Below are 25,648 nucleotides of genomic sequence, written 5' to 3'. Positions count from 1 at the left end.
AATTAGGTTAAATAGAAATGATAAATATAGATAAATTTAAAATAAGCGAAATTCCATTTGGAGAAAGACGAACTACATTTAAACCAAATGTTGAATTGTATAATTACTTAGGAGAAGATGGATTTAGAAAGATTATTGGTAGCCATTATGATCTGCTAGTAAAGAGTGAAATAAAAGATATATTTCCAACGAGTGATGAAGAATTAGATGGTGCCAAGAAACGATCTGCAGACTTTTTCATTCAACGTTTTGGAGGTCCTGAGTATTATAAAATGACACGAGGTAATCCAATGCTTGCTAATAGGCATTTGCCTTTTAAAATTAAGCCAAGTGGTCGTAAAGTTTGGTTAGATTGCTACAGACAAGTTTTATCTCAGGTTAATGATGTTCCTGAGAACCTAATAATGGATTTGTGGAATTGGTTAGATGAATTCTCTAATTGGATGGTTAATACACCTGAAGAACCTAAATTCAAATTAGGATTTTCATTAAAATAGTACAATTATTATATTTGTCCTATAGTTTATATTATGTTAAATAGAATGTATTAAAAGAAACCGAGGCAATATAAACCTCGGTTTTCTTTTATATTATAAAGACTTTAATTTATCATTAACCTCTTTGTATTTATCATTCATTTCAAATCTGTAGTAAAGTGTTTTTAAACTCTCTAACACAGCAACCTCTTCAGGTTTAACAGATAATGCACGTTCAAAAAATGGTAATGACTCTTTGAAAGTTCCTTCAGCAGCTTCTTTTTTTGCTTCAAACTTTTTAAAGTCAGTTTCTTCATTAGCTAAGTTCATTTCTTCAACACCTTTGTTAAAATACATTACGCCAATATTATACAATGCATTAAAATACTCAGTATCAATCTCTAAACACTTATTATAATCAGCTAATGCAGCTTCGAACTCACCGCTATTATCATTTAAAACTCCTCTAGCGTAATAAAATGATGGATTATCTTTATCTCCTTCAATTGCTTTGTTAAGGTAATTTAAAGCTTTATCATTCTGATTGCTTTCTAAATAGAAATTAATCAAAGAAGTTAAAATTCTATCATCCTCAGGGTAAGTTTCAAAACCTTTAATTAAGTTAGGACCCATTTTTGCTGAATCACCAGTTGCGGTGTGTACTTGTTGTAATAATAAGATAGCATCTCCACCTCCATATTTGTAATCAACAGATTGATTAAAATACTTTTCAGCTTCCTCCCACATTTCGCCGTTATAAGCAGCTAAAGCAGTATTAAAAATGATTGATGTATCAACTTTCTCCCCTTGTAATTCAATCATATAAGGATGTGAGTTAATGGCTAATAGATCTTCAAACGCAGTTACAGCATCTTTAAAGTTCTCCTTATTGAATGCATCAACACCATCGTTAGTTAGTTCTCCTGAGAAAAATAGTAAAGACTGTCCAATCTCTTTCTTATATTTACCAACTTTCTTTCCTTTAGCATCACCTTTTTCATCTAGTTCTATAGCTTTCTTATAAAACTCAAATGCTTTAATAGTCCCTTGATCATCTTTACCTTTTTTATCAAGTTCACTATAAACTTTAGCTGCCATGATATAAGTCTTTGGCCAAGTGTTACTTTTCTCACTTGCTACGGCTTGATCAATAGCTTCTTTTGCCTTCATAATGTCGCCACTGGCCATTAATGTTTCGGCACTAGTTACTTTTCCTTTTTGGGCAAATACTGCTGATACAGAAAGCGCCAGTGTTAGAAATAAACTAATTTTCTTCATCGTATTACTTTTTAATTTTAGATTAACAGGGCTGATTTAATCTATTCAGCCCTGTTGTGTGTTATGATTTATTTATAGAATCTGTTTTTATTATTCTTCTGTTGGTATTTCAGGAGTACCTTCGCTGCCTTCAACTTGATCTTCTTCTGTTTCTGTTACTACTTCCTCTTTATAAGCAGGAACTCTTGCAACAGAAGCAATTTGATCTGTCTTTTTAAGATTTATCACTTTAACTCCTTGTGTAGCACGTCCCATTGTTCTTAATTCAGACATTGCTAGACGAATAGTGATACCTGATTTATTAATAATCATCAAATCATGTTCATCAGTAACATTCTTGATAGAAATAAGAGCTCCAGTTTTTTCAGTGATTTTCATGGTTTTAACCCCTTTACCACCTCTATTGGTAATTCTATAATCTTCTATTTTCGAACGTTTTCCAAATCCATTTTCAGATACCACAAGAGCATCTTCTTCTTGGATATTATTTACACAAATCATACCAACTACTTCATCTACCTCTGTATCAATACTTATACCCCTAACACCTTGACCTGTTCTACCAATAGTTCTGATGTTTGTTTCGTTAAATCGAATAGCTCTACCTGATCTTGTAGCCATTAAAATTTCGGTTTCTCCATTCGTTAATCTTGCTTGGATTAACTCATCATCCTCCTTAATTGTAATCGCATTCACGCCATTTACACGAGGGCGTGAATAATCAGCAAGTAGTGATTTTTTAATAATACCTTTTTTGGTACCCATCACAATGTAGTTGCTATTTACGTAATCTTCTTCGTTAAGTTTCTTAACCTTAATGAATGCTTTTACTTGATCGTCGCCCTCAATATTTAATAAATTTTGGATGGCTCTACCTTTAGTACTTTTGGCTCCCTCAGGAATCTCATATACTTTAAGCCAGAAACAACGTCCTTTCTTGGTAAAGAAGAGCATTGTATTGTGCATTGTAGCAGGATAGATATGCTCAATAAAATCTTGATCACGTGTTGTACTTCCTTTAGAACCAACTCCTCCTCTACTTTGCGTTCTGAATTCAGCAAGTGGCGTACGTTTAATGTATCCTAAATGAGAAATAGTAATGATCATTTCATCATCAGCATAAAAATCTTCAGGATTAAATTCTTCTGATGAATAAACGATTTCAGTTTTACGCTCATCACCATATTTTGCCTTAATTTCAACTAACTCTTCAGTAATAATCTCCATACGAAGACTCTCGTTAGATAAAATATCTTTTAAATGAGCAATTTCCTTAACCAACTCATCAAATTCGTTACGCAATTTATCTTGCTCAAGACCAGTTAATTGTCTTAAACGCATTTCAACAATTGCTCGTGCCTGAATATCAGAAAGTTTAAAGCGCTCAATTAAGTTATTACGAGCCTCTTCAGGATTTGAGGCTGCTCTAATAATTTTAATTACTTCATCTATATTATCACTTGCGATAATAAGTCCTTCTAAGATATGGGCTCTTTTTTCAGCTTGTTCTAACTCGTATTGCGTTCTACGAACTACAACATCATGTCTGTGCTCAACAAAATTACTGATCATGCCCTTTAAGTTCAATAACTCCGGACGACCTTTTACTAAAGCAATATTGTTAACACTAAATGATGATTGAAGTGCAGTAAATTTATATAGGTTATTTAAAACTACATTTGCAATTGCATCGCGCTTTAAATCAACTACAATACGCATTCCGCGTCTATCTGATTCATCATTAACATTGCTTATGCCTTCGATTTTTTTATCGTTAACTAAATCGGCAATCTTAATAATTAATTCAGCTTTATTTACTAAGTAAGGTATTTCAGAAATAACAATTTTTTCTCTTCCGTTACTATCTGTTTCAACCTCAGCCTTAGCTCTTACAACTACTTTTCCCCTACCCGTTTCAAAAGCATCTCTTACACCTTTGTAACCATATATAATACCTCCCGTAGGGAAATCAGGTGCTTTTACATATTCACATAATCCATCAATATCAATTTCTGGATTCTCAATGTACGCAACTGTAGCGTTAATAATTTCGGTTAAGTTATGTGGTGGCATGTTTGTTGCCATACCCACAGCAATACCTGAAGCTCCGTTTACTAATAAATTAGGAATACGTGTTGGTAATACGGTTGGCTCCTTAAGCGAATCATCAAAGTTTAACTGAAAATCAACAGTTCTTTTGTCGATATCAACTAAAGTTTCTTCAGCAATTTTGTTTAAGCGTGCCTCGGTATAACGCATTGCTGCAGGACTATCTCCATCAACAGAACCAAAGTTACCCTGTCCATCAACCAATGGATAACGTAAAGACCAATCTTGGGCCATACGAACCATTGCGAAATATACTGATGAATCACCATGCGGGTGATACTTACCTAGTACTTCTCCAACAATTCTAGCAGACTTTTTATATGGCTTTGAGGCTGTAACTCCTAGTTCACTCATCCCGAATAGCACACGCCTGTGAACGGGCTTAAAACCGTCCCTAACATCAGGAAGTGCTCTTGAAACAATTACCGACATCGAATAATCGATGTAGGCAGACTTCATTTCTTCCTCAATATTTATTTTAATTATTTTCTCTCCTTCAGCCATTTATATTTTAAATTTTGAATTAGAATAAACAAATAAAACAGACCTAATAAGTCTGTTTTTTCGACCGCCTAATTTAGCATTAATAATGCTAACAATAAAGACTTTTTTCATATTTTATTAAGGATCATTTAACGCTCTGAAATGCGCATTTTTACTGATATTTTTGATTTTCTACTAAAGAATAAATATATTCAAGTTTTTATTCATAAACCTACATCCAAATGAAACTATTTTTAAAGTATAAAATGAAAAATAAAGTTTGTATTTATTTGATTTATAATTGATCATTTTTTTTGTGTAAGAATATACACTCATCAAACTTTAATATGGTTTAACCTGTTATATAATCGTATATCTTCGAAAATTAAAGAAGATGTACATTTTTTCTGACATATTTAATTTGATATATTTTAATGAATTTAAATTTTTCACCACAAATAAATGATGTATTAAGCAATTCAAAAGCTGAAGCAATACGCATGGGAAACCCATATATAGCGCCTGAACATCTATTATTAGGAATAATTTTAGATACAAAAGGAAATGCTTATAAGCTATTAAAAGAGCTTAATATTGATTTAACAGAACTAAAAATAAAAATTGAGGATAAATTAAGAGAAAACGAACCTCTTAAACACAAAGATCATATACCACTTTTAAAGTCCACAGAGAGAATACTCCGGTTAGTTTTTCTTGAGGCACGTATTTTACAAAGCGAAAACATAAATACCGGACACTTGTTATTAGCTTTATTAAAAGATAACCATGGATATATCCCAGAACTTATGACAAAAGAGAATATTAATTATGAAAGAGTACACGGTTTGATGAATAATAACAAGCCGATGGCTAAGGCCGATTTACCCGAAGATGATGATCAAGATAGTCCATTTGCAGGAGGAAGTGCAGGTGGCGGCGATAACCCTAGAGCATCAAGCGGATCAAAAGGCTCAGACACTCCTGTGTTAGATAACTTTGGCATTGACATGACTCAAGCTGCTGAAGAAAACAAACTAGATCCAATTGTTGGTCGAGAGCAAGAAATTGAGCGATTGGCTCAAATTTTAAGTCGACGTAAGAAGAATAACCCAATTTTAATTGGAGAACCTGGAGTTGGTAAATCTGCAATAGCAGAAGGACTTGCCATTCGTATTCACGAGAAAAAAGTATCTCGAGTGCTATTTGATAAACGTGTTATTACACTCGATTTAGCTTCAATTGTTGCAGGTACAAAGTATAGAGGACAATTTGAGGAACGAATGAAGGCGATTCTGAATGAACTCAGTCGTAATCCGAATATTATTCTGTTTATTGATGAAATCCATACTATTGTTGGTGCGGGTGGTGCTACAGGATCTCTTGATGCTGCAAACATGCTGAAACCTGCCTTAGCGCGTGGTGAGATTCAATGTATTGGAGCAACAACCCTTGATGAGTATCGTCAACACATTGAGAAAGACGGAGCTTTAGAGCGTCGCTTCCAAAAAGTTATGGTTGAACCAACATCCATTGATGAAACTATTGAGATTTTAAATAATATAAAAGAAAAGTACGAAGATCATCATAATGTTGAGTTTACACCTGAGGCAGTAGAAGCTTGTGCTAAGCTTACAGAACGCTACATTACCGATCGTCATTTACCAGATAAAGCAATTGATGCTTTGGATGAAGCAGGATCGCGTGTACATATTTCTAATATTGTAGTTCCTGAAACCATCTTAAAACTTGAGGAACAGATTGAAGAAACAAAAGAAAATAAAATTAAAGCGGTTAAAGCACAAAATTTTGAATTAGCGGCAAGCTTTAGAGATAAAGAAAAAACATTTTCTGAAGATTTAGATTCTGCAAAAGAAAAGTGGGAGAAAGAATTACAACAACACAAAGAAACTGTTGATGTTGAAAAGGTTGCTGAAGTTGTAGCCATGATGACTGGCATACCTGTTCAGAGGGTTGCACAAGCTGAAGGTTTCCGATTACTTAAGATGGGTGATCAATTGAAAGGGAAAGTTATTGGTCAGGAAGAAGCTATTGTTAAAATTGTGAAGGCTATACAGCGCAATAGAGCTGGATTAAAGGATCCTAATAGACCAATTGGATCATTTGTATTTCTTGGACCAACAGGCGTTGGAAAAACGCACCTAGCTAAAATTTTGGCAAAATACTTATTTGATTCTACTGATGCTCTCATTAGAATTGATATGAGTGAGTATATGGAGAAATTTGCGGTTTCAAGGCTTGTTGGAGCCCCTCCTGGATATGTAGGCTATGAAGAAGGTGGACAGTTAACAGAGAAGGTACGTAGAAGACCCTATTCAGTTATTCTTTTAGATGAAATTGAGAAAGCTCACCCAGATGTATTTAATTTGTTACTCCAGGTTTTAGATGAAGGTAGACTCACCGATAGCTTAGGTAGAAAAGTAGATTTTAAGAATACCATTATTATTATGACTTCAAATATTGGAAGTCGTGAATTAAAAGATTTTGGACGAGGAGTTGGATTTCAATCTGCGTCTAGAGAATCAGATTCTGACCATGCACGTCATGTAATTCAGAAAGCGCTTAAAAAAGCTTTTGCCCCTGAGTTTATAAACAGAATTGATGATGTTGTTGTATTCAACACTTTAGATAAAAATGATATTCATAAAATTATTGATATTGAATTAAAGGGTCTTTATTCTAGAGTTGAAGCTCTTGGTTACACACTAAAACTTACAGATAAAGCCAAAGATTACATTGCTTCAAAAGGATATGACAGTAATTTTGGTGCGCGCCCATTAAAAAGAGCGATTCAGAAGTATCTTGAAGATGAAATGGCTGAAGTAATCATTCAGGCGAGTATATCTGAAGGAGATATTATTAAGGTCGATTTTAATGATAAGGAAGAGAAAATTTTTAGTGAGATTAAAAAAGCAAAGAAACTTGTAAATAAAGAAGAGAAAAAAGAATAACTAGGTCTATTCTTAGAATACTAAACCCCAAGCCTTTGTAAGCTTGGGGTTATTTTATTACAAAAAAACCAAAAAATTTTATCATACATTTATTTGCAAACTAAATTATTTAGTCTAAATTTGCAGCCGTTATCAAAAAGGATAACAGCAGAAGTATTGGAGAGTTGGCAGAGTGGTCGAATGCGGTAGTCTTGAAAACTATTGTGCGGCAACGTACCGGGGGTTCGAATCCCTCACTCTCCGCTGAATGCAAAAGCAATTTAAAAAAACCCTGTAAGTGTTACTTACAGGGTTTTTTTATGCGCAAAAGTGTGCAATAAAAAGTATTTGAAACAGCAATTTCAAGCTATTTTGGACTTTGAAAAATAAATTTCAATACTCATATAGATCTTTAAGTGCTAATTATTACCACCTTCATAGTTTATTAACCTTTTTTCAAATCTTCTTACAGCAAGTATGAAAATTTGAAAAAAAGCAACCCTTGAACATTAGATTGATTAATAATAATTAATCAACCCAATTTTAAATTACTTTTGCAAGGCAAAATGCCTAATAGCTCGATTAGCTGATTTTACATCTTCAAAACAAGAATGTAATTCAAACCTTTTTACACCAGATTTGGTTAACCAATCGTTCCAAAAGAGTTCTATTATATCATTATCTGTTGGGTATACTGTGGCATTTCCAGTCTCTGTTAATGAGCGATCATACAACTCCATTACAATAACTTCTATATCTTTTAAGTACTCATTCTCAACAGGTACAATTCCGTACTCATTCTCATTAAAAAATGTTTTCATATCGCTCATTCCCGACTTCTTGAACTCCTCTCTAAATGCCTTTATTCTTGATTGGCTCAGATCATACGATAGATTCTTACTAGTACCTTTTGCGGCTGTTTTTGATAAACCTGACTCCATATAACCATCAGTAAATAATACTATTATGTTCCTGTATTTTTCTTGAAAAGAGTGTCCGTTAAATTCAAATGGCTCTTCTGGACTTTTTACATTTGAATCTCCAATACCCGTGTTAAAGAATGACCATATATCTGCACCATCGGTATTTTTAACTGCCTCTGCATACATTTTGTCACATTCATCCTCAAATTTTCTAATGTCAGTATTGAGATTATTATTTTCATATCCTTCCCTAGCTTTGATATACCCAATACGCTGATACTGTGTGTCAAAATCGGCAAAATCGATATCCAAATTATCTTTATCAATATTATACATGAGTATAAGTCCTTTATTAAGGAACGATACATTATATGAATCTTTTTGGTCGGTATCTCTATGTCCTTCACGAAGAACTTCGTCAATCATACTTAGAACTGAACTAATTATTTCCTGATCATCAATAGGCTTTGGGTGTATTTTCATGTCTACACGATTTGATAAATCAGGAACAATTAAAAAATTATAATGATAAATTCCTGTTGCCTCTTCAGTTGTAAGTTTTGCTTCTTTTTTATCAGAACTACTAGAAGCTCTTAAGCCAAGAAAAGCTAGGCCGATAACCGAAATTGCTAAACCAATTAATAGTGACTTTTTATTCATCTCTTATTTATTTTCTAATTGAACTTTTGTACCGAACCACTTATCTTTAGTTACACTTGCCTCTGAGCTCATTTGAACAGCTTTATGTATTGAGTATGTATGGTGTAAATAGTTTACCCATCCTTCAATAAAGGTGTTTACTCTATCTTTTAGTGCACTAACCGAGAATTTTAGCTTATTATTATCAATTTTAGTTTGATAAATAGAAACAACATCTTCGATCTCGGATATCTTAAGTTCGTAACTTCTTATAATGAATTGTTTTTTCTGCTCTAATATATACGGAAGTTGATTTTTCTCCTGATTCAGGGAATTATTCTGAGCTTTCACCGATACAATCATCATATCGATATCGGCTACCTTAGTCTCATATTTTTTAAGCTCCTGTTCGTTTTTAATAGCCTTCTCTTTTTGCTGAGCAATTATAACCTGATTTTTAGCTCTTGTTAAATCGCCGTTACGCTCCTCTAATGAGCGGTGAATTTTTTCATAAGCAAATTTAAAAATTACAAGACCCAGGGCGCCCATAATAAAAACCAAGAAAAAGTTTTCGTTAGCAAATACATTTAATGGTTGCCATACCTCCTCTACTTTACCAGCCATATAATCTATTTCGTGAATAGATTTAGCTACTACATATGCTAGCAGTCCATCTACCATTACGATTAAAGTCCAGATACCTATTTTAGTCCCAATGGTTACTTTCTTTAGAAACATCTTACCTATTGCTAAACCTATAGGAATAATAACAAATAAAAACATGAAATATGGTGCAGTTCCCCCTTTATCCATAGCTTTAGAAATAGCCTCAGCATCAAAAACCTCGGTAGGTACTACCGGCATTCCATTCATCTGCGCCAATTTCGCATCAATGGTACTATAAATTAGTATATAAGCTGCCGACGAATAAAAAACAACTAAATATACAAGCATAGTTAAAGCAACCAAACCTGCAGGAACTAGCTCGTGCCATCTTAATTTTGTTTTTACAAATTCAACTTGTAAGGTTGCGATTTTGTCATCTATAGCGGCATTTTTGCTTTTTAGTGTAGCTATCTCACTATTTTGAATTTTCTCTTTCTCAATCTCATGGTGAGAAATGGTTAGTTCATTTGTATTGAGCTCTTGATCAATAGTCGCTTCTTTTGCTTTTATTTCTGATTCTTCTAGATGAACCTTCTGATCTCTCTCAAGATTTAATTTATTCAGTTTTGTTTTCTTAAGTTCTTCTATTTTGACCTTTAATAATTCTTTTTTTTCCTGAGCAATATCTAAGCTGTTAACAAAATCGGCATAAAGTGTATCTAATGTATTGGGTAAAGTTTGATGATCTCCATTTACCAATTTCGCCTTATTAAAACCTTCTTTAATAATAGTCTCTTTATTAAACTGGAAAAATTCAGATTCAACCAAGCCGTCTAAAATTTGCTCAAACTCTTGCCCAATCGATAATTCAATAGGTTCTTTGATATCTTCCTTTTCTTCAACAACTACGGTTTCCTTTTTATTTAGAGACAAGCTATTCTGTATTTTATTCAGTAGACTTATTTTACCTTTTGATTGTTCTACTTCCATATTATTGATATTTAAATATATTTGTTTTAGTTCCTTAATTGTTTTCGAATGGCTGGTTACAATTACACTCTCTTGGTTATTTGTACGAGCATTAACACTCCAGTTATACGAACCATGAATAGCAATTTTATTATCTATGATGCAAAATTTTTGATGCATCATACCTCTACCTTTTTTCTTTATCAGCGATAGCTTGCCACCTAGTTCTTCAAACTTCTGAAAATCAGTTTTTTCATTTTCCTCATTATCTGCAATAACAACATTTACACTTACCCCTTCTTCTTGCTTAAGGCACAAAATATCCAGAAGTTCCGCATCAGTAAACCATGCTGTTACCACTACTATTTCTTCCGACGCTTTGTTTAGCTCGTCTTTTAAGGTTTGAAATATTTCTACATTATTAATTACATCTTGCCTCACCGGAACATATTTTTAATTAATACTTAAACTGTGTAATACTGAATATTCTATTTCTGATTACTGAACTAAAATTCTATGCGACAAAGATATTTAACAACAAACTACCTAAATGATTAATCTATAGCCCATAATGCTCTTTTTGTTTATTCTTATTTGTGTGCTTATGGAGATTTCTTTAAATTGATTAAGCTAAGTTACTTTTTGGATAATGATATAAAATACATTTTATGAAGAGCATCGATTTATTGGGATATAACAACTCAGGGCTTATAAAAAGCATAAAGTCGGAATTATTAGCCAATGATGAAGATGGTTTTATTAGAATAAATAATAGTATAATTGAAGGCACTATTTCGCATTATTCGCTAGCTAACTTACTTCACATACGAGTTAACAATATTCATATCAAAGAAACCTTTAAAGTAAATTTCCACCCAGATAAAGATATGATATCGTGCTATTTTTTTTACGACATACAAACCAACCAACCTTTGTTAATAAGCAACGAACCTATTAATCATGATATTTTATGCGTTAAAAACAATACCCCCCTATGCTATACATTGCCTAAAAACACAACGGCCAAGTCAATTCTTATAGCCATTTCAAAAGACTTTTACGACGATCAAAGTTTAATTAAGAATACTATTATAGAAAAATTATTTGCCTTAGAAGATCTGTGTTTATTTCAGATGGAAACCCCACAAATAATGGCGTTATGCCGTAAATTGTTTGATGTACAAAAAAGCAAAGCCCTTCGAAATTATTTAAGCATTGGTACCTCAATAGAATTGTTGGGCTATTTTTTTGAGTTATTAGATAAACGCGACAACAATATTCCAACATCGACACTAAAGGAGCATAACTTTCAGAAAGTGATGAAGGCCCGGACATTGCTATTACATGATTTAAAAAACCCTCCTATGATTGAAGACTTGGCCATTAAGGTTTCATCGAGTAGTAGTCAGTTGCGTAAACACTTTAAAGAACTCTTTGGGCAATCTATTTACCAATATTATAAAATATATAAGTTAGAAATGAGCTACATGTGGCTACAGGGTGGGATTTCAACTATTAAGGAAGCGGCTATTAGAACCGGATATAGTTCCTATTCAAAGTTTAGTGCCGAATTTAAAAAACACCATGGTATTTCTCCTAGCGCTATTCAAATTCTCTAATACTGCTAGCCAATAACCTAACACAAATTTGTGCTGGCCGCCCTTATTCTTCTTTCTTGGCAACATACCTAACTGCTATCGAATTATAGCTAAAAATAAAATTGCACATAATAAAAACATAAAAACCTCCCCTGCTTCATCGTCCTTTACTACAGGGGAAGTTATTATAGCTTAACTTTTACGATGGACTGATGATGCCCAACATTTCGAGGTACTGTGGCTGATCTGCTAGTGCTATGCGAGCAATCTCAATATAATCAGAGTACCACTCTTGTAGCTCATCGGCTGCAGCATCGCGCGTTTCGGTGGCATTTTGTGCCTCGCCCATTTCTTTTTTACGCACAGCTAGCTGAGCATCTACTGCCAATACAAGCTGAAGACCTACTTCTAACTTCGCGCTACTTTGCCCAAATGACGCCATTTTTTCTAAGGCCTTTGGGTTTGCCAATAGGTTATTATAAAATACCTTGGTTTGCCCCAACCAAGCCGATTGTTTTTGCTTGCGCTCTCCTCGTAACTCAAGTTGCGTGCTAAGGTTAACATCATTTTTAAAGGCTATACGCGCAATTTTTAAATGCGGCATATACACTACATTGGCCTTTTTAATACTATGATTTAAAACTGAAGTGGCCTCTTTTTGCTCACCATCTTCTTTTATTTGCAGTCTGTTTAACTGCTCGGTGGTATTTAGTAATCCCTCTCCTACAGCTAAGCGCTCGGGCGTATATCCAAATTCCGACAATAAAGTCGCTATGGGTTCTTGTTGTATACCATTTGTTATGGCTACACTAGCTTTACTGATTAAAGCATCGATTTCTTTACTCATAATTAAATATTTATTTTTGATTAGGACGATCTGTTTTAATAATGACCTGAAGCCATTTCTGAGTGACCTTGAATGATTTCTGCATGACCTGGAGCCATTCCTGAGTGACCTGAAATGATTCTGGCACGACCAAAAATCATTTCTGAGTGACTTGCAACGATTTCGAGGTGACCTAAAATCATTCGCCAGAGGCCTTGAGTTATTCGCATATGACCTTATGCCATTTCCCAGTGCCTTTGAATGATTTACTGATGACCTTGAACGAAAGTTTATGGCTTAATGGAGTTTCTTTGGAGAGTGTTTGTGCCGTGCTGCTCTCTTTAATAATACCTAAAGGTAAACTAGAGCTAGCTGATAAAAATAGAAGGTACCTTGCTTGAATTGTATTACAGCACTTTTGTTGCAGGCATGCAGATGCGTTAGGTATGGTGATATTAGGCTTACTCATTTCAATAGGGTTATGTACTGATTAATAAAACATTAAATTTTACCCCATGAAAATATAATTATAAAATGATGTAGACTAGTAGTTGATGCAATTTAAAATTATTTTAAATAATAAGCGTTCAAAATATCAACCCAAACCGACAAGTTAGAGGACTCAAATGGGTTGCTTTATAGTCTTTTATCACAAGCGATAATTCAGGGGATTAACCAAAGGCAACAATTGTATTAATATTAATATAGGTACATTAATTCCACAGGGATATAACTGTTTAAATTAAAACTATACCTATTTAAATCGCTTACCTTGAGGTAGGAATCAATATTTACACCTTCGTTTTTTAACTTGTCGATAATTGGCAAAACATATCCAGCTTCAACAATATGCAAATCGGTCATATTATTCTATTTAGCTGATATGTAAGTATTACTTTTTGTACTAATAAGCTGAACTGCTCCTTTTAGCATTTCAATTTTTATCTCTTTGTAAAAATCAATGACCTCTCCATCGAGTTGTAATAAACGAGGCTTATCAAAAATTATTTCGGCGCTTTCGGCTGCGATAACCTGACCACTTTGATCATCCATAAACTGCTCATCAAACTTTGAAAGACCTGCCTTTATAAGCGATGTAAAATTGACTTCTTCTATTAAAACAATCTCAAACTGACCATCCATTGGGTTACTTAACTTATTTAAAGGAACGCCTGTACCGTATTTCCTGGCATTACATATTGCTGTCATTAAAACATGACTCGATACTGATTTGCCATTTGCGTTAACCGTAACTTTAAATGGAGATAATGTTTTAAGTGCCTCAATAAAATATTTGGCATAGGTGGCCATGCCTCTGTTTTCATCTTTCTCATAGGCTTCAACAATACTTGCATTTAAACCAACGTCGCCAATGTGCATGGTATAATGCTTATCGTTGATGAGAAGCATATCTAGGCCTTCAATCACATTCGACATAAGAATGTCTTTTAAGGCTTCCAAAGGATTCAGGTTAACAGATAATTCAACGGCCATTCCGTTGGCCGATCCTAAGGGAATAATACCCATGGGAATATTCAAATTCAGCAAGGCAATAGCAGTAAATAGCGTGGTTCCATCTCCACCAATTGAAACTACCCGCGTAGGCTTAAATGCATCAATTGCTTTTTGCACCTCAGCTTCATCGTTAGTACCTGTTGTTTTAAAAATCTCATATTTAATTCCGTAGTTGATACATAGAGCTCTGGCTTCTATTAAAAACGGCTCTTTATCAACTCCACCGGAGATAGGATTTACTACAAATAATAGTTTCATGTGCATAATTTTATTTATCAATGGTCACATGGAACTCACAAATAAATTTTATCATCGCCAGTATGTATATTCGGATCATTAAATTTACATGCTCGTTTCATATTACGTTTTTTAAAAGATCGGGATTAAATTTATCAAATGGTTTAAAATAGTTAACAGGTACACCTTCAGCCACCAAAGCGTCACAACTCTTTTGCTGAAACTCCGTCCGAATTGGCCCTACCTGGCGAATAAAAACTAGCTTAATTCGGCTCCTATATTTCTTAATTACTTCGAGGTAAACTTGCATATCTTGCTGGGTATCATCCCCAATTAAAACATATGACTTGTTTCCTGACTGTTCAATTAATCGGCTAATTATATGGAATTTATGACTCTTTGATTTATTAGGCTTGAGTAATTGGTTCCATTTTAATAAGGGGGTTAAAAATAATGCACCCTTTGGCAAGTTATGATAAGATATGGTATCGCACAATAGGTTAAACAAATTACGCTCACTTCTTGACACATAAAAATAATTTGGTTTATACTGCTGTGTATACTCAAGCAAACTTTCAGTATAAGGTACCGTTTTTCGTTTTTGAGTTGTTTTAAGTAAGGTAGTAACTATCCGCTTAAAATGGTTTAAAGTGTGCGAAACTAAAATAGTATCATCTATATCTGAAATCACATCGAATTTACTTTCGGATATCTTAAAAAAGAAAGGATAAGACTGTACTATATCCAACATTTGATTATTACCAGAAATTGTAATTTTAGAACTACGATCGCAATCTTGGTCAATTGAAATACTAAACCCTCCGTTCTCATCTGTTTGGGTATAATAATTTTGATTATTCAGATGGATGTTAATATTCTGCTTTGAATAAGGCGTTTTAAAATAAGACTTAATGGTATTGGCAAAATGTGTGAGCTTACCCACATTCTCCTTCCTATTATGATGTTTTCCCGAGCATATAGATCCTTCTATGTAAGTATGCTTACTATTAAAGTTTATGATGATCAACTGCCAAACAACATACATACTAAGCTATTTTAAGAATATCAACTCATTTTGAAAACTGAAACTACACTGTGTTTTTCTATTTGATTTAGTGTCTATTTATTCGATCGTTTAATACTTTTAATTAAAGAAACGCCAAGATAAATTGCTGATATAATACCTGCAATTCCGGGTAAAGAATAACCATTTACTATAGGTGGAACTTTTAAAGCCCAAAGCAACGATGAGCCAAGAAATAATGAAGCGGATAGCAATCCAAGAACAATACGATTTACAGACTCCTCTAGATTTCTGTGTTCCAGATTTACCTCAAAATTGTCACTGCCTGCTTTTCTAAAGAATTTCTCCAATGCCTTTGGAACCAAATCAACTATTCGCTCCCAGTGGTTTATATTCTTCATAGCCCTTTTTAGCAAAGCTTGTGGGGCATACCTACGTTTTATTATCTTATAATGGTAGTTTTTAAATAAAACTACGATGTTAAAATCTGGGTTTAATAATCTCGAAGAGCCTTCGAGTAGCATCACCACCCTAAGGAGATTCGACATACTAGCTGGAAGTATCAAATGGTATTGATGAATAATTGAGGTGCACTCTTCTACAGAAGCACTCATATCAAATTCATTTAAAGGGAGATCAATGTATTTATTGATGAATTCTTCAATTTGACTACTTAACTCATCATAGTCAATGTCTTTAGGAATAGAACACATATCCAATATGGTATTTCTAATATGTTCGGTATCCTTTTGTGCAACTCCAATAATTAATTCTTCAAGTATATCGTTTGTTTTAGCATCCACTTTGGCAACCATACCACAGTCTATAATACCAAGAGAGCCATCTTCGCGAACAAATAAATTTCCAGGATGTGGGTCGGCATGATAGAAACGATCTCTGAACATCATTTCCATAAAAACATCAGCACTCTCTTCTGTAAAATCTGTTTTTTGTTCAGGTGTCCATTCCAAATCAGCAACCTCAGGCAATGGTACTCCATCTAGAAAAGACATGGTTAACACTGTTTTACCGGAGCATTGCTTAAAAGCTTCAGGAAAAACTACTCTGTCATCTTCTTCAAAATTATCTGTGAAGCGAATTATATTTTTTAATTCTTTATTAAAATCCAACTCGTCGAGCATACTCTGCTTAAACTGTCGGATAAATGCCGCTGGCTGAAAGGCTTTAAGTGGTCCTCCATGCTTTTGTGCTAGTGAAGCAAGCGTTGTCATTATGTCTAAATCAGCAATAATAGTTCTTTCAATATCATCATGCATGACTTTAACTACTACACTCTCCCCTGTTTTTAACTTTGCCGTATGCACCTGAGCAATAGAAGCAGATGCTATGGCTTCAGTGCTAAAGTCGTCAAATAGCTCATCAACTGAATTAATTCCGAATTCATCCTTAATACGTTTACTTACTTGTTCAATATTATCAGCCGGGGTCGAAGACTGGAGTTTAGCAAGTTCATTAGCTATGGGCTCACCGACTAAATCTGCACGTGTACTTAAAATCTGGCCTAGCTTTATAAATGTTGTACCTAATTCAAGAAAGGCCAATCGTATACGCTCTTCTGTAGATAAGTCTTGAGAGTATTTGTGTTTATCTGATTTAACAAGCTTCTTTATCCAGTCTGATTTACTCTGGCTGAGCCAATCGGCAATGCCGTATTTAACTAATATTGAAATTATTTCTTTTAAGCGATCTTTACTTTCAATAGAAGTTTTTATTGCCGTCATAATAAATGGTATTAGGATTTTAGATGATTGATTTAATTGAAATAACTTTCTTCAACAATAAGTTTAACAAGAGTACCTTCTTTTAGCTTACTTGTTGGGTTCATACCATTTATAAATGCGATAAGGTCACTTGAAATTACACAATTATAACGTTTACAAATTTGATCAAATGTTTCATCAGCTTTACTTTCAACTACACGTATTAGCTGTTTCTTTATTGTACTTTTTTCTTTGTCGGTAAGCGGATGAAAACTTAGAACAGAACGCTTAAGTTCATCTTCGGCTGATTTAGGACCGATACCAATAACTTTGAATATTTTACCATCCATCTTTAGCCAAAGCGTATGGATATACATTTGTTTTTTGTCTGATTTATCAAGATAAGAAACTAAATAGCCATCGTAATTATTTATTTTAGAATGGTCTGAAAAAATTGGTTTTACCCCATGTTCTTTCTCAATACCAGCAATAAATTCTTCGGCAAGTGCTTGGGGCGACTTAGATGCATCATCTAAACCTAAGAACAATGCAGCACTTTGGTCTTTATTCATCCCATTTACTGAGGTAGGCTTATTTTCGGTATGCCAATCATCTGGAAACTGAAAAGAAAAGTTCATTGTAGGATGAATGAATGTGTTATCCAGAAAAAGACCTTTCTCAGGGTTTACACCAAACAATAAAGAATTCAATGGCTGAGGGAAGTTACTTGAAACTTTATCTTTAATTTCCCAATCTAACTTCGCTGAAGTTTTTGTTATGCTTTCTAATCTATCGGGAGTATATGGGTGATCATTAAAATAACCTTTTGTTTCTTTCTGACTGGTTAATATCTCCATCGACTTTGAAAGTCTAAGTAAAATAGATTTCATTGCATCTGGATCATATCCTGCTTTGGAAGCAAGTGTAACACCTTCTTCATCAGCTTCCTTTTCGTGAGATCGACTATACGAAGCCAGCAGAAGACTATTACTTGTAGCAATTGGTGCAGTTAATATTCGGCCTATATCTTCGTTAATTACCTGGCCCACAATCCTTCCTGGCAATTCTAGTAATTTTGGCAAAATACTATTACCCATTTGCTTTACTGAATGCCTGTTTTGAGCATGTATAATTTCATGGGCCATTACACAGGCTAACTCATCTTCATTTACAATTATTGATAAAATACCTCTGGTAACGTAAACATAACCACCGGGAGTCGCAAAAGCATTTGGAATAGGATCATCGACTACATAAAATTTATACTCGAACAAAGATTTATCAAGGTGAGAAACTAAACGCTGTCCGATAGATGCGATATATTCTGTAAGCTCATCATCATTATAGATGCCCATTTCAGCTTCAACAGATTTGGCGCTCTCAGCTCCTAACATTTTATCAATTTCTAAACTTTGAGCACTTGCGCTAATTAGTGAATAGCAAAAAACTATCAGAAATATGCTGAATTCCTTCATATGAACGATTATATAATTTAGTTGGTACGCTTCTAGTTTGAAACATAGTTTTAATAAGAATGTTCAGCATCAACTCTTAGATGCTTCCCAATAAGTTTGATGATTTTCAATTATTTAAGAGTTATTCTCAATCCCTCACTATAAAGACTTATAACTCCCTATTTAAATTCTAATAATATGCTTATATTAAACATGTAAAATAAACATTATGGAAAAGCACCTATTCTCTTTCTTTCTTTTTATACTTATTTCCATTAATGCCAATTCGCAAGTATTAATATCTCTTTTACTCGGAGATAAATTGAATAGTGATAAGATTGAATTCGGTATAGATGGAGGATTCAACTATTCAACACTACATGGAATTGAATCTGGAAGTTATGCTAGTGATCTATTTTTAGGTTTTTATTTTGATTTTAAGCAAAGAAATCCCAATTGGATTTTACATACTGGAGTTCAGGTTAAATCAAGTGTAGGTGCAGACGAGGTTCCTTATAACTACATTGAAAACGAGGAGATCAGTGCAATATTAGAAGGAACTAAATATAGAAAAGAGATTAGTTACTTCTATGTACCTTTTACTGTAAAGTATCGTTTTTTGACACTTTTTAATGTTGAGGCTGGAGTACAATTAGGTCTTATGCATGGTGCAACTGACACCTATAAATATAAACCTCCAGAAGGAGGTAAATTAACTTACGAACTTGATGCAAAACATCAAGTTAAAAAGTTAGATGCGGGATATTTAGTTGGCATAGGTTCAAAGCTGAGTAAAGAAAATAAAAGTATGCAATGTGGAATTAAATACTATCGAGGCTTTATTGATATTGATGCTCAGAACATCACATCAGGTACTTATAATTCGTCTATTTATCTGTATTGCAGCATACCAATTGGAGCTAAAAAAGCAGAGAAATCTGCTGCAAAAAATAAGCTTCCTTAATAGAGCACAAATCCTTAAATATTCTACTATTTAAGGATTTGTGCTTTAATTAATAAACAGACAAACTACTCTTCAATTTCAATCATTTTAAATGGTAAACCAATGATCGACTGATAATCTTCACCAGCCTCAAACATATCTTCGTCATCTTCTTCGTAGAACCAATTTACTTCAATAGAAGAGTTCTTTTTATGTATTAATTCTAATTTTTTGAATATATCAAGTAAACATTTAGATGAAGAAGTATTAAAGTATTCTAATTGAACATTAACTGCAATTTCACTTACTTCTGTTGATGCAAGATTCTCCAACCAATCAATTAGCGGCTTGTAAAACTCAATTGAATTTTCTGGTATTGAACGTCCTTTTATTTCTATTACTCCATTTTCTCCATCAAACCTTACATACGGTGTTTTGGGTGTTCCTTCTCTTTTAATTGCTTCCATATTGGTTTATAATCAATGGTGTTTAGCTAATGTAAACATCAAGTGAAAAAAATATATTTTTGTTATTGTACTTGTAAAAATAATAATCTAATTTATTTCCTGTTTTTCTAACTATATCTAGCATTCCCAAACCTCCACCTCCTTTATCTGAAAACTCTCCATTACTAAGAATATCTATATAAAGCATTTTTATTTCAGCTTCAGTTAGTGAATTAACCTGATCTATTCGGTCTTTAATGACTGTTATCTTATTTTTATTAACAAAATTTCCTGTTGATATTCTATAATAAGGACCATCTTGACTCAAAATAATAATACCAAAATTATCTTTTTGCTTAAAGTCTAATTCTGATGGAGCTTTATCTACATGGTGAAATAAATTTTGAAGACATTCTACGAATACATTGTAAACTTTTTTACGAACTCGATTCTTTTCATTTTTAAGATTTAAGCTTTTCTCAATTGTATTTAGAACATCCGTAATAATATTAGGGGTGATAGAACCGTTAAAGTTTAAAATCACATCACCATCTAATTTATCTTTATACCATTCTGCTATATCAAAGTTCATATAAGTAAATAGGATTATTGGCAAATATATAACATCTTTAACAAAATATCTTTACATTTTCTAATTATTAAGTTATATTCCTCCTCCTTCTGAATATAAAAGATCCCGTGGTTTAAACTGTACAATTTTAGAATCGGGTTTAATAGTATTAGTCACCCATACATTACCTCCCACAACAGAACCTTTTCCAATTGTGATTCTGCCCAAAATAGTTGCTTGTGCATAAATAACCACGTTATCTTCAACAATAGGATGCCTTGCAATTCCTTTAATTGGATTTCCATCATCATCAAGAGGAAAGCTTTTTGCACCTAATGTAACTCCTTGGAAAAGCTTCACATTTTTACCTATAATAGAAGTAGCTCCAATCACAACGCCTGTTCCATGATCAATTGTGAAGGATTCATCTATTTGGGCTTGCGGATGGATATCAATTCCTGTCTCTGAGTGTGCCATTTCAGAAATAATTCGAGGAATTATAGGTACACCAATTGACAATAAAGCATGTGCCATTCGATAATTTGATATTGCCCTTATTGCTGGATAACAAAAAATAACTTCTCCCTTGCTTTTGGCTGCAGGATCACCAACAAACGCCACATCAACATCAGTAATTAATAATCTTCTAATTTCAGGAAGTTGAGCAATAAATTTAACTGCTAAATCATATGCATTTTTCTTGTTATTAATCAAGGCTTCTTCATCGTTGGCATCACATGCAAAGCATAAGCCTGCTAAAATTTGAGTATTCAATACCTCAAATAACCTTTCGGTATTTACTCCAACATAATAATTTATACTCTCACTACGAACGGGCGAATCTCCAAAATATCCTGGAAATATAATTTCTCTAAATAAATTAACAGCCTCAGCTAATTTATCACTTGACGGCATAGGGTGCTCATAGTAATGCGTATGGCATACCTCGCGGTAAGATTCTTCTGATGTTAATTCCTTTATTGTTTTTTGTAAAATTGTGGGGTATCTAAATGCGGTCATTTTACTATAGGTCTTATATTAATATTCTCAATTTTTTCAATTGCATTCTTTATACGTTGTTTACCTGAACCACTTATAATCTCATATCGCAATCCTAAAGAATCTAGGATTGATTGATATTCATCGAACAAGTAATCTCTTTTATGTCCATTCTCTCTAACATTATCCTTTTTCCAGTCAATGTCAGGTTTACACAAAAGATATAAATCAACGGGCCTTTTTTCATACTCTCTATTAAACCACGATGGTATTTTATGATAAACCTGCTCAAACCAAACCTTTGTTATTTCAAGAAATGTATCAAAAAAAAGAATACGATTCTCATTAAGATGGTTATCATAGGAATCTATTTGATGATTAGCAATATATTCAACATCTTCGTATTTATAAGGTCTTCCAAGATTCTCTACATAAAACCTTGCATATTCCTCGATACATATACCGTCATATATTTTAGACAACTCTTTTGTTAGTGTTGTTTTTCCAACAGATTCTGGTCCTGTAATTACAATCTTTACTCCCATTTAGTTAAGTAGCTTATTGTACTCTTTAGGGTTATTTAGTAGCTCAATAGCTTTAGTATAGGCTTCTATTGAAGGATTAACCACTTCAAAATATTGTACGGTATCCCAAAGATTTCGTGCAATTAAGGCTTTTATCTGCATTTTCATTAAGCTTTCAGATTTTTTCAATCCTTTTTCATCAAACTTAATTTCAGAATCTGAAGCTTCTTTTATTAAAGCATCCATTAAAGGTTGCCCTACTTTAAATCTATCATTAAACTCAATAAAAGTATTGTATTCTGTTTCTAAGTCTGCTCTATGATTATCAATGTAATCTAAAATAAAACGATTTAATACACCAAATGCTATAATATCTCTGTAATAACTTGAAAATCCTGATGTATCCATAGCTACAAAAATATCGGGCATAATTCCCCCTCCACCATATACTAAACGCTTATTATTGGTAAAGTATTCTTCAGATTTGTTTAACTTGATACTATCTTCCTCATATCCCTCACCATGCTCAAGTCTTTCATAAACTTCTAATGAGTAATCTTTTTTGTTTCCTTTTGTATAAGGCTTTTGAATACTACGACCCGAAGGCGTAAAATATTTAGCAATAGTTAATCTCATCATTGATCCATCCTGCAAGTTTAAGGGTCTTTGAACTAATCCTTTTCCGAAACTTCGTCTGCCGATAATTACTGCTCTGTCCCAATCCTGCAGAGCCCCTGAAACAATTTCACTTGCTGATGCACTTCCTTCATCAATTAATACAGCAACTCTTCCTTTCTTAAACTCTCCTTTAGAGTTTGAGAAGCTTTCTTGTTTTGGGCTTGTTCGTCCTTCAGTATAAACAATTAGCTTTTTAGATTCCAAAAATTCATTAGATACATCGATAGCTGCACTTAAATAACCTCCAGGATTTCCTCTTAAATCCAAAATAAGGTTTTTCATACCTTGTGAATTTAACTCGTTTAAAGCCGCTAAAAATTCTGAATGCGTAGTAGCCGAAAACTGATTGATCTTTGCATATCCAATAGTTGGAGTAGCCATATAATAAGCTTCGACACTATGAATAGGAATTTTATCCCGAACAACAGTAAAGCTAATTAAATCCTTCACCCCTCGCCTCTTGACTTTTAAAATAACTTTAGTTCCTTTTTTACCTTTTAAATACTTAAAGACATCGCTATTTTTAAGGCCTATACCAGCCACATCGTCTCCATCAATATTTACAATTCTATCGCCAGCAACAATTCCAACCTTTTCAGATGGTCCTCCTGAAATTGGAGCTACTACCATAAGTGTATCATTAAAAATATTGAATTGAACACCAATTCCCTCAAAGCTCCCGTCCAGTGGCTCATTTAATTTAGAAACTTCCTCTTTCGATAAATAATCAGAATGAGGATCAAGTTCACTTAGCATACCTACAATGGCATCTTCAGCCAATTGGTCGTTGTTTACTGAATCGACATAAAATGTTGAAATTAGCTTGTAAGCTAATTGAACCTTTTGAAGTTCTTTAGTTTGAGAAAAACTTACCTGATTAAACGGTATCGTAATTAATAAAAGAACAAAAAGTTTGAGTTTAATATTCATGATGTTTGTATAATTTCATATGAAGGATTGACTATCCAATATTTAAGACAAATATGCTTTATATATGGATTATAAACAAAAAAAGGCCGGATTAGTTCCGGCCTCTTTACTTATATTATGTATATATTATTCCCACTCAATAGTTGCTGGTGGCTTAGAGCTAATATCATAAACTACTCTATTAACACCTTTAACCTTATTAATTATATCATTAGAAACTTTAGCAAGGAATTCATATGGCAAATGTACCCAATCAGCTGTCATACCATCTGTTGACGAAACTGCTCTTAGTGCTACAACCTTCTCATATGTACGTTCATCTCCCATTACACCAACAGAATTAACTGGTAACAACATTACTCCCGCTTGCCAAACTTCATCGTATAAATCATTATCCTTTAATCCTTGGATAAAAATATGATCAACCTCTTGAAGAATATCAACTTTCTCTTGAGTAATATCTCCTAAAATACGAATGGCTAAACCAGGACCTGGAAATGGATGACGTCCTAATAACGATGGAGAAATACCCATTGCTTTACCTACTCTACGTACTTCATCTTTAAATAAAAGATTTAAAGGTTCAACTACCTTTAATTCCATATCATCAGGTAATCCGCCTACATTATGATGAGATTTAATAGTTGCAGATGGCCCATTTACTGATACCGATTCTATTACATCAGGATATATAGTACCTTGACCCAACCATTTTACACCGTTTATTTTACTAGCCTCAGCATCAAAAGTCTCAATAAAAACTCGTCCAATAATCTTACGTTTAGTTTCTGGATCAGAAACTCCGGCAAGTTCATCTAAAAAGGCTTTTTTAGCATCAACACCAATAACATTTAAACCCATATGCTTATATGAATCTAAAACATTATCGTATTCATTTTTACGCAATAATCCGTTATCAACAAAGATGCATGTTAAGTTATCGCCAATAGCTTTATGTAATAAAACACCTGCTACTGTTGAATCAACGCCTCCTGATAAACCTAAAACAACTTTATCGTCACCAAGCTTCTTTTTTAAGCTATCAACTGTAGATTCAACAAATGAACTCGGTGTCCAATCTTGTGAACATCCACATATTGAAACAATAAAGTTATGAAGAATTGTAGCTCCATCTGTAGAATGATAAACCTCAGGATGAAATTGCATCGCATAGGTAGTTTCACCTTCAATTTTGTAGGCTGCTACATTAACATCGGCAGTACTTGCAATAATTTTATAGCTATCAGGTAAATTAACGATGGTATCACCATGAGACATCCAAACTTGTGAATCATCAGGTACACCAGTCATTAACTCATTGGCTTTATCAATAAACCCTAAGTTTGCTCTACCATACTCACGTGTATTTGAAGCTTTAACTTCACCACCATAATTATGAGCCAAATATTGTGCTCCAAAACAAACACCTAAAAGAGGCATTTTTCCTTTAATCTGATCTAAATTTGGCTTTGGTGATTTTTCATCTCTTACACTGTAAGGGCTGCCTGAAAGAATAACTCCTTTAACAGACTCATCCATTTCCGGAATTGAGTGATAAGGATGTATCTCACAATAAACATTGATTTCTCTAACCCTACGGGCAATTAATTGGGTATACTGTGACCCAAAATCAAGAATAATAATTTTCTCCTGCATTAATCTGAGGCTTAATGATTATTTGACTAATAAAATTGCCGCAAAGATAGATTAATTAAGTGAAAATATGATGGCTTATTACTGAATTGTTTTCA

The 25,648-nt window shown here is 33.5% G+C and carries 20 protein-coding genes and 1 tRNA gene; 5 read left to right on the top strand and 16 right to left on the bottom strand.

The window, feature by feature from the left end; genetic code table 11:
* Positions 1 to 17: 17 nt before the first annotated feature.
* Entirely contained in the window at positions 18 to 497 is a 480-nt protein-coding gene (locus tag QMO11_RS05940) for a globin domain-containing protein (protein WP_282036472.1), read from the top strand.
* Positions 498 to 590: 93 nt separating this feature from the next.
* Here QMO11_RS05940 and QMO11_RS05935 read toward each other — a convergent pair whose 3' ends face one another.
* Positions 591 to 1,754, bottom strand: a complete 1,164-nt coding sequence (locus QMO11_RS05935; protein WP_282036471.1) for a tetratricopeptide repeat protein — start codon at positions 1,752 to 1,754, stop codon at positions 591 to 593.
* Positions 1,755 to 1,844: 90 nt separating this feature from the next.
* The gene (gene gyrA, locus QMO11_RS05930; RefSeq protein WP_282036470.1) at positions 1,845 to 4,367 is read right to left on the bottom strand and encodes a DNA gyrase subunit A; all 2,523 of its coding nucleotides are present in this window, start codon (positions 4,365 to 4,367) and stop codon (positions 1,845 to 1,847) included.
* Between the two features lie 413 nt (positions 4,368 to 4,780).
* Between gyrA and QMO11_RS05925 the strand changes: the two genes are divergently transcribed.
* Positions 4,781 to 7,315, top strand: a complete 2,535-nt coding sequence (locus QMO11_RS05925; protein WP_282036469.1) for an ATP-dependent Clp protease ATP-binding subunit — start codon at positions 4,781 to 4,783, stop codon at positions 7,313 to 7,315.
* A 158-nt stretch (positions 7,316 to 7,473) separates the two neighbouring features.
* A tRNA-Ser gene (locus QMO11_RS05920) sits at positions 7,474 to 7,558 on the top strand.
* 284 nt (positions 7,559 to 7,842) lie between these two features.
* On the opposite strand, the gene QMO11_RS05915 is transcribed toward QMO11_RS05920, so the two are convergent.
* Positions 7,843 to 8,877, bottom strand: coding sequence for a hypothetical protein (locus QMO11_RS05915; protein WP_282036468.1), 1,035 nt, complete (start codon positions 8,875 to 8,877; stop codon positions 7,843 to 7,845).
* A gap of 3 nt (positions 8,878 to 8,880) precedes the next feature.
* Positions 8,881 to 10,872: a phospholipase D-like domain-containing protein gene (locus QMO11_RS05910; protein WP_282036467.1), complete on the bottom strand. Its 1,992-nt coding sequence runs from the start codon at positions 10,870 to 10,872 to the stop codon at positions 8,881 to 8,883.
* A 227-nt stretch (positions 10,873 to 11,099) separates the two neighbouring features.
* Here QMO11_RS05910 and QMO11_RS05905 point away from each other — a divergent pair, with 227 nt between their 5' ends.
* The gene (locus QMO11_RS05905) at positions 11,100 to 12,050 is read left to right on the top strand and encodes a helix-turn-helix transcriptional regulator (RefSeq protein ID WP_282036466.1); all 951 of its coding nucleotides are present in this window, start codon (positions 11,100 to 11,102) and stop codon (positions 12,048 to 12,050) included.
* Positions 12,051 to 12,228: 178 nt separating this feature from the next.
* On the opposite strand, the gene QMO11_RS05900 is transcribed toward QMO11_RS05905, so the two are convergent.
* The 6 genes from QMO11_RS05900 to QMO11_RS05875 all read right to left on the bottom strand — a co-directional run bounded on the left by QMO11_RS05900 (position 12,229) and on the right by QMO11_RS05875 (position 18,827).
* Positions 12,229 to 12,876 (bottom strand): PQLLE family protein, encoded by a 648-nt coding sequence (locus QMO11_RS05900; RefSeq protein WP_282036465.1) that lies wholly within the window; start codon positions 12,874 to 12,876, stop codon positions 12,229 to 12,231.
* 678 nt (positions 12,877 to 13,554) lie between these two features.
* Entirely contained in the window at positions 13,555 to 13,719 is a 165-nt protein-coding gene (locus tag QMO11_RS05895) for a hypothetical protein (protein ID WP_282036464.1), read from the bottom strand.
* 6 nt (positions 13,720 to 13,725) lie between these two features.
* Positions 13,726 to 14,628, bottom strand: a complete 903-nt coding sequence (locus QMO11_RS05890) for a diacylglycerol/lipid kinase family protein (protein WP_282036463.1) — start codon at positions 14,626 to 14,628, stop codon at positions 13,726 to 13,728.
* 97 nt (positions 14,629 to 14,725) lie between these two features.
* Positions 14,726 to 15,652: a phosphatase domain-containing protein gene (locus QMO11_RS05885; protein ID WP_282036462.1), complete on the bottom strand. Its 927-nt coding sequence runs from the start codon at positions 15,650 to 15,652 to the stop codon at positions 14,726 to 14,728.
* 74 nt (positions 15,653 to 15,726) lie between these two features.
* On the bottom strand, positions 15,727 to 17,373 hold the full coding sequence (locus QMO11_RS05880; protein ID WP_282036461.1) for an ABC1 kinase family protein: 1,647 nt from the start codon (positions 17,371 to 17,373) through the stop codon (positions 15,727 to 15,729).
* 32 nt (positions 17,374 to 17,405) lie between these two features.
* Positions 17,406 to 18,827 carry a M48 family metalloprotease gene (locus tag QMO11_RS05875; RefSeq protein WP_282036460.1) on the bottom strand — a complete coding sequence of 474 codons (1,422 nt, stop codon included), beginning with the start codon at positions 18,825 to 18,827 and terminating at the stop codon, positions 17,406 to 17,408.
* A gap of 208 nt (positions 18,828 to 19,035) precedes the next feature.
* Between QMO11_RS05875 and QMO11_RS05870 the strand changes: the two genes are divergently transcribed.
* Positions 19,036 to 19,770: an outer membrane beta-barrel protein gene (locus QMO11_RS05870; protein WP_282036459.1), complete on the top strand. Its 735-nt coding sequence runs from the start codon at positions 19,036 to 19,038 to the stop codon at positions 19,768 to 19,770.
* 65 nt (positions 19,771 to 19,835) lie between these two features.
* On the opposite strand, the gene QMO11_RS05865 is transcribed toward QMO11_RS05870, so the two are convergent.
* The 6 genes from QMO11_RS05865 to guaA all read right to left on the bottom strand — a co-directional run bounded on the left by QMO11_RS05865 (position 19,836) and on the right by guaA (position 25,553).
* Complete coding sequence (locus QMO11_RS05865; protein WP_075602493.1) at positions 19,836 to 20,216, bottom strand: DUF1987 domain-containing protein; 381 nt, start codon at positions 20,214 to 20,216, stop codon at positions 19,836 to 19,838.
* A 22-nt stretch (positions 20,217 to 20,238) separates the two neighbouring features.
* A complete protein-coding gene (locus QMO11_RS05860) occupies positions 20,239 to 20,787 on the bottom strand; it encodes a SiaB family protein kinase (protein WP_282036458.1) in 549 nt (182 codons plus the stop codon).
* 72 nt (positions 20,788 to 20,859) lie between these two features.
* Entirely contained in the window at positions 20,860 to 21,786 is a 927-nt protein-coding gene (locus QMO11_RS05855) for a serine O-acetyltransferase (RefSeq protein WP_282036457.1), read from the bottom strand.
* Positions 21,783 to 22,310, bottom strand: a complete 528-nt coding sequence (locus QMO11_RS05850) for an AAA family ATPase (protein WP_282036456.1) — start codon at positions 22,308 to 22,310, stop codon at positions 21,783 to 21,785. The genes QMO11_RS05855 and QMO11_RS05850 overlap by 4 nt, the downstream gene beginning before the upstream one ends.
* Entirely contained in the window at positions 22,311 to 23,897 is a 1,587-nt protein-coding gene (locus tag QMO11_RS05845; RefSeq protein ID WP_282036455.1) for a S41 family peptidase, read from the bottom strand. It abuts the gene before it with no gap.
* Positions 23,898 to 24,023: 126 nt separating this feature from the next.
* A complete protein-coding gene (gene guaA / locus QMO11_RS05840; protein WP_282036454.1) occupies positions 24,024 to 25,553 on the bottom strand; it encodes a glutamine-hydrolyzing GMP synthase in 1,530 nt (509 codons plus the stop codon).
* Positions 25,554 to 25,648 lie beyond the last annotated feature (95 nt).

The sequence above is a fragment of the Saccharicrinis aurantiacus genome, assembly GCF_947489045.1.
In the GTDB taxonomy this organism is placed as follows: Bacteria; Bacteroidota; Bacteroidia; order Bacteroidales; family Marinilabiliaceae; genus Saccharicrinis; species Saccharicrinis aurantiacus.
Note: the sequence above shows the minus strand (reverse complement) of the source record. Positions and strands in the feature narration are given on the sequence as shown.

Excerpts from the sequence above, each read along its gene's own strand:
- QMO11_RS05940 (WP_282036472.1), top strand. The coding sequence starts at position 18 with ATGATAAATATAGATAAATTTAAAATAAGCGAAATTCCATTTGGAGAA.
- QMO11_RS05935 (WP_282036471.1), bottom strand. The coding sequence starts at position 1,754 with ATGAAGAAAATTAGTTTATTTCTAACACTGGCGCTTTCTGTATCAGCA.
- gyrA (WP_282036470.1), bottom strand. The coding sequence starts at position 4,367 with ATGGCTGAAGGAGAGAAAATAATTAAAATAAATATTGAGGAAGAAATG.
- QMO11_RS05925 (WP_282036469.1), top strand. The coding sequence starts at position 4,781 with ATGAATTTAAATTTTTCACCACAAATAAATGATGTATTAAGCAATTCA.
- QMO11_RS05915 (WP_282036468.1), bottom strand. The coding sequence starts at position 8,877 with ATGAATAAAAAGTCACTATTAATTGGTTTAGCAATTTCGGTTATCGGC.
- QMO11_RS05905 (WP_282036466.1), top strand. The coding sequence starts at position 11,100 with ATGAAGAGCATCGATTTATTGGGATATAACAACTCAGGGCTTATAAAA.
- QMO11_RS05900 (WP_282036465.1), bottom strand. The coding sequence starts at position 12,876 with ATGAGTAAAGAAATCGATGCTTTAATCAGTAAAGCTAGTGTAGCCATA.
- QMO11_RS05895 (WP_282036464.1), bottom strand. The coding sequence starts at position 13,719 with ATGACCGATTTGCATATTGTTGAAGCTGGATATGTTTTGCCAATTATC.
- QMO11_RS05890 (WP_282036463.1), bottom strand. The coding sequence starts at position 14,628 with ATGAAACTATTATTTGTAGTAAATCCTATCTCCGGTGGAGTTGATAAA.
- QMO11_RS05885 (WP_282036462.1), bottom strand. The coding sequence starts at position 15,652 with ATGTATGTTGTTTGGCAGTTGATCATCATAAACTTTAATAGTAAGCAT.
- QMO11_RS05880 (WP_282036461.1), bottom strand. The coding sequence starts at position 17,373 with ATGACGGCAATAAAAACTTCTATTGAAAGTAAAGATCGCTTAAAAGAA.
- QMO11_RS05875 (WP_282036460.1), bottom strand. The coding sequence starts at position 18,827 with ATGAAGGAATTCAGCATATTTCTGATAGTTTTTTGCTATTCACTAATT.
- QMO11_RS05870 (WP_282036459.1), top strand. The coding sequence starts at position 19,036 with ATGGAAAAGCACCTATTCTCTTTCTTTCTTTTTATACTTATTTCCATT.
- QMO11_RS05865 (WP_075602493.1), bottom strand. The coding sequence starts at position 20,216 with ATGGAAGCAATTAAAAGAGAAGGAACACCCAAAACACCGTATGTAAGG.
- QMO11_RS05860 (WP_282036458.1), bottom strand. The coding sequence starts at position 20,787 with ATGAACTTTGATATAGCAGAATGGTATAAAGATAAATTAGATGGTGAT.
- QMO11_RS05855 (WP_282036457.1), bottom strand. The coding sequence starts at position 21,786 with ATGACCGCATTTAGATACCCCACAATTTTACAAAAAACAATAAAGGAA.
- QMO11_RS05850 (WP_282036456.1), bottom strand. The coding sequence starts at position 22,310 with ATGGGAGTAAAGATTGTAATTACAGGACCAGAATCTGTTGGAAAAACA.
- QMO11_RS05845 (WP_282036455.1), bottom strand. The coding sequence starts at position 23,897 with ATGAATATTAAACTCAAACTTTTTGTTCTTTTATTAATTACGATACCG.
- guaA (WP_282036454.1), bottom strand. The coding sequence starts at position 25,553 with ATGCAGGAGAAAATTATTATTCTTGATTTTGGGTCACAGTATACCCAA.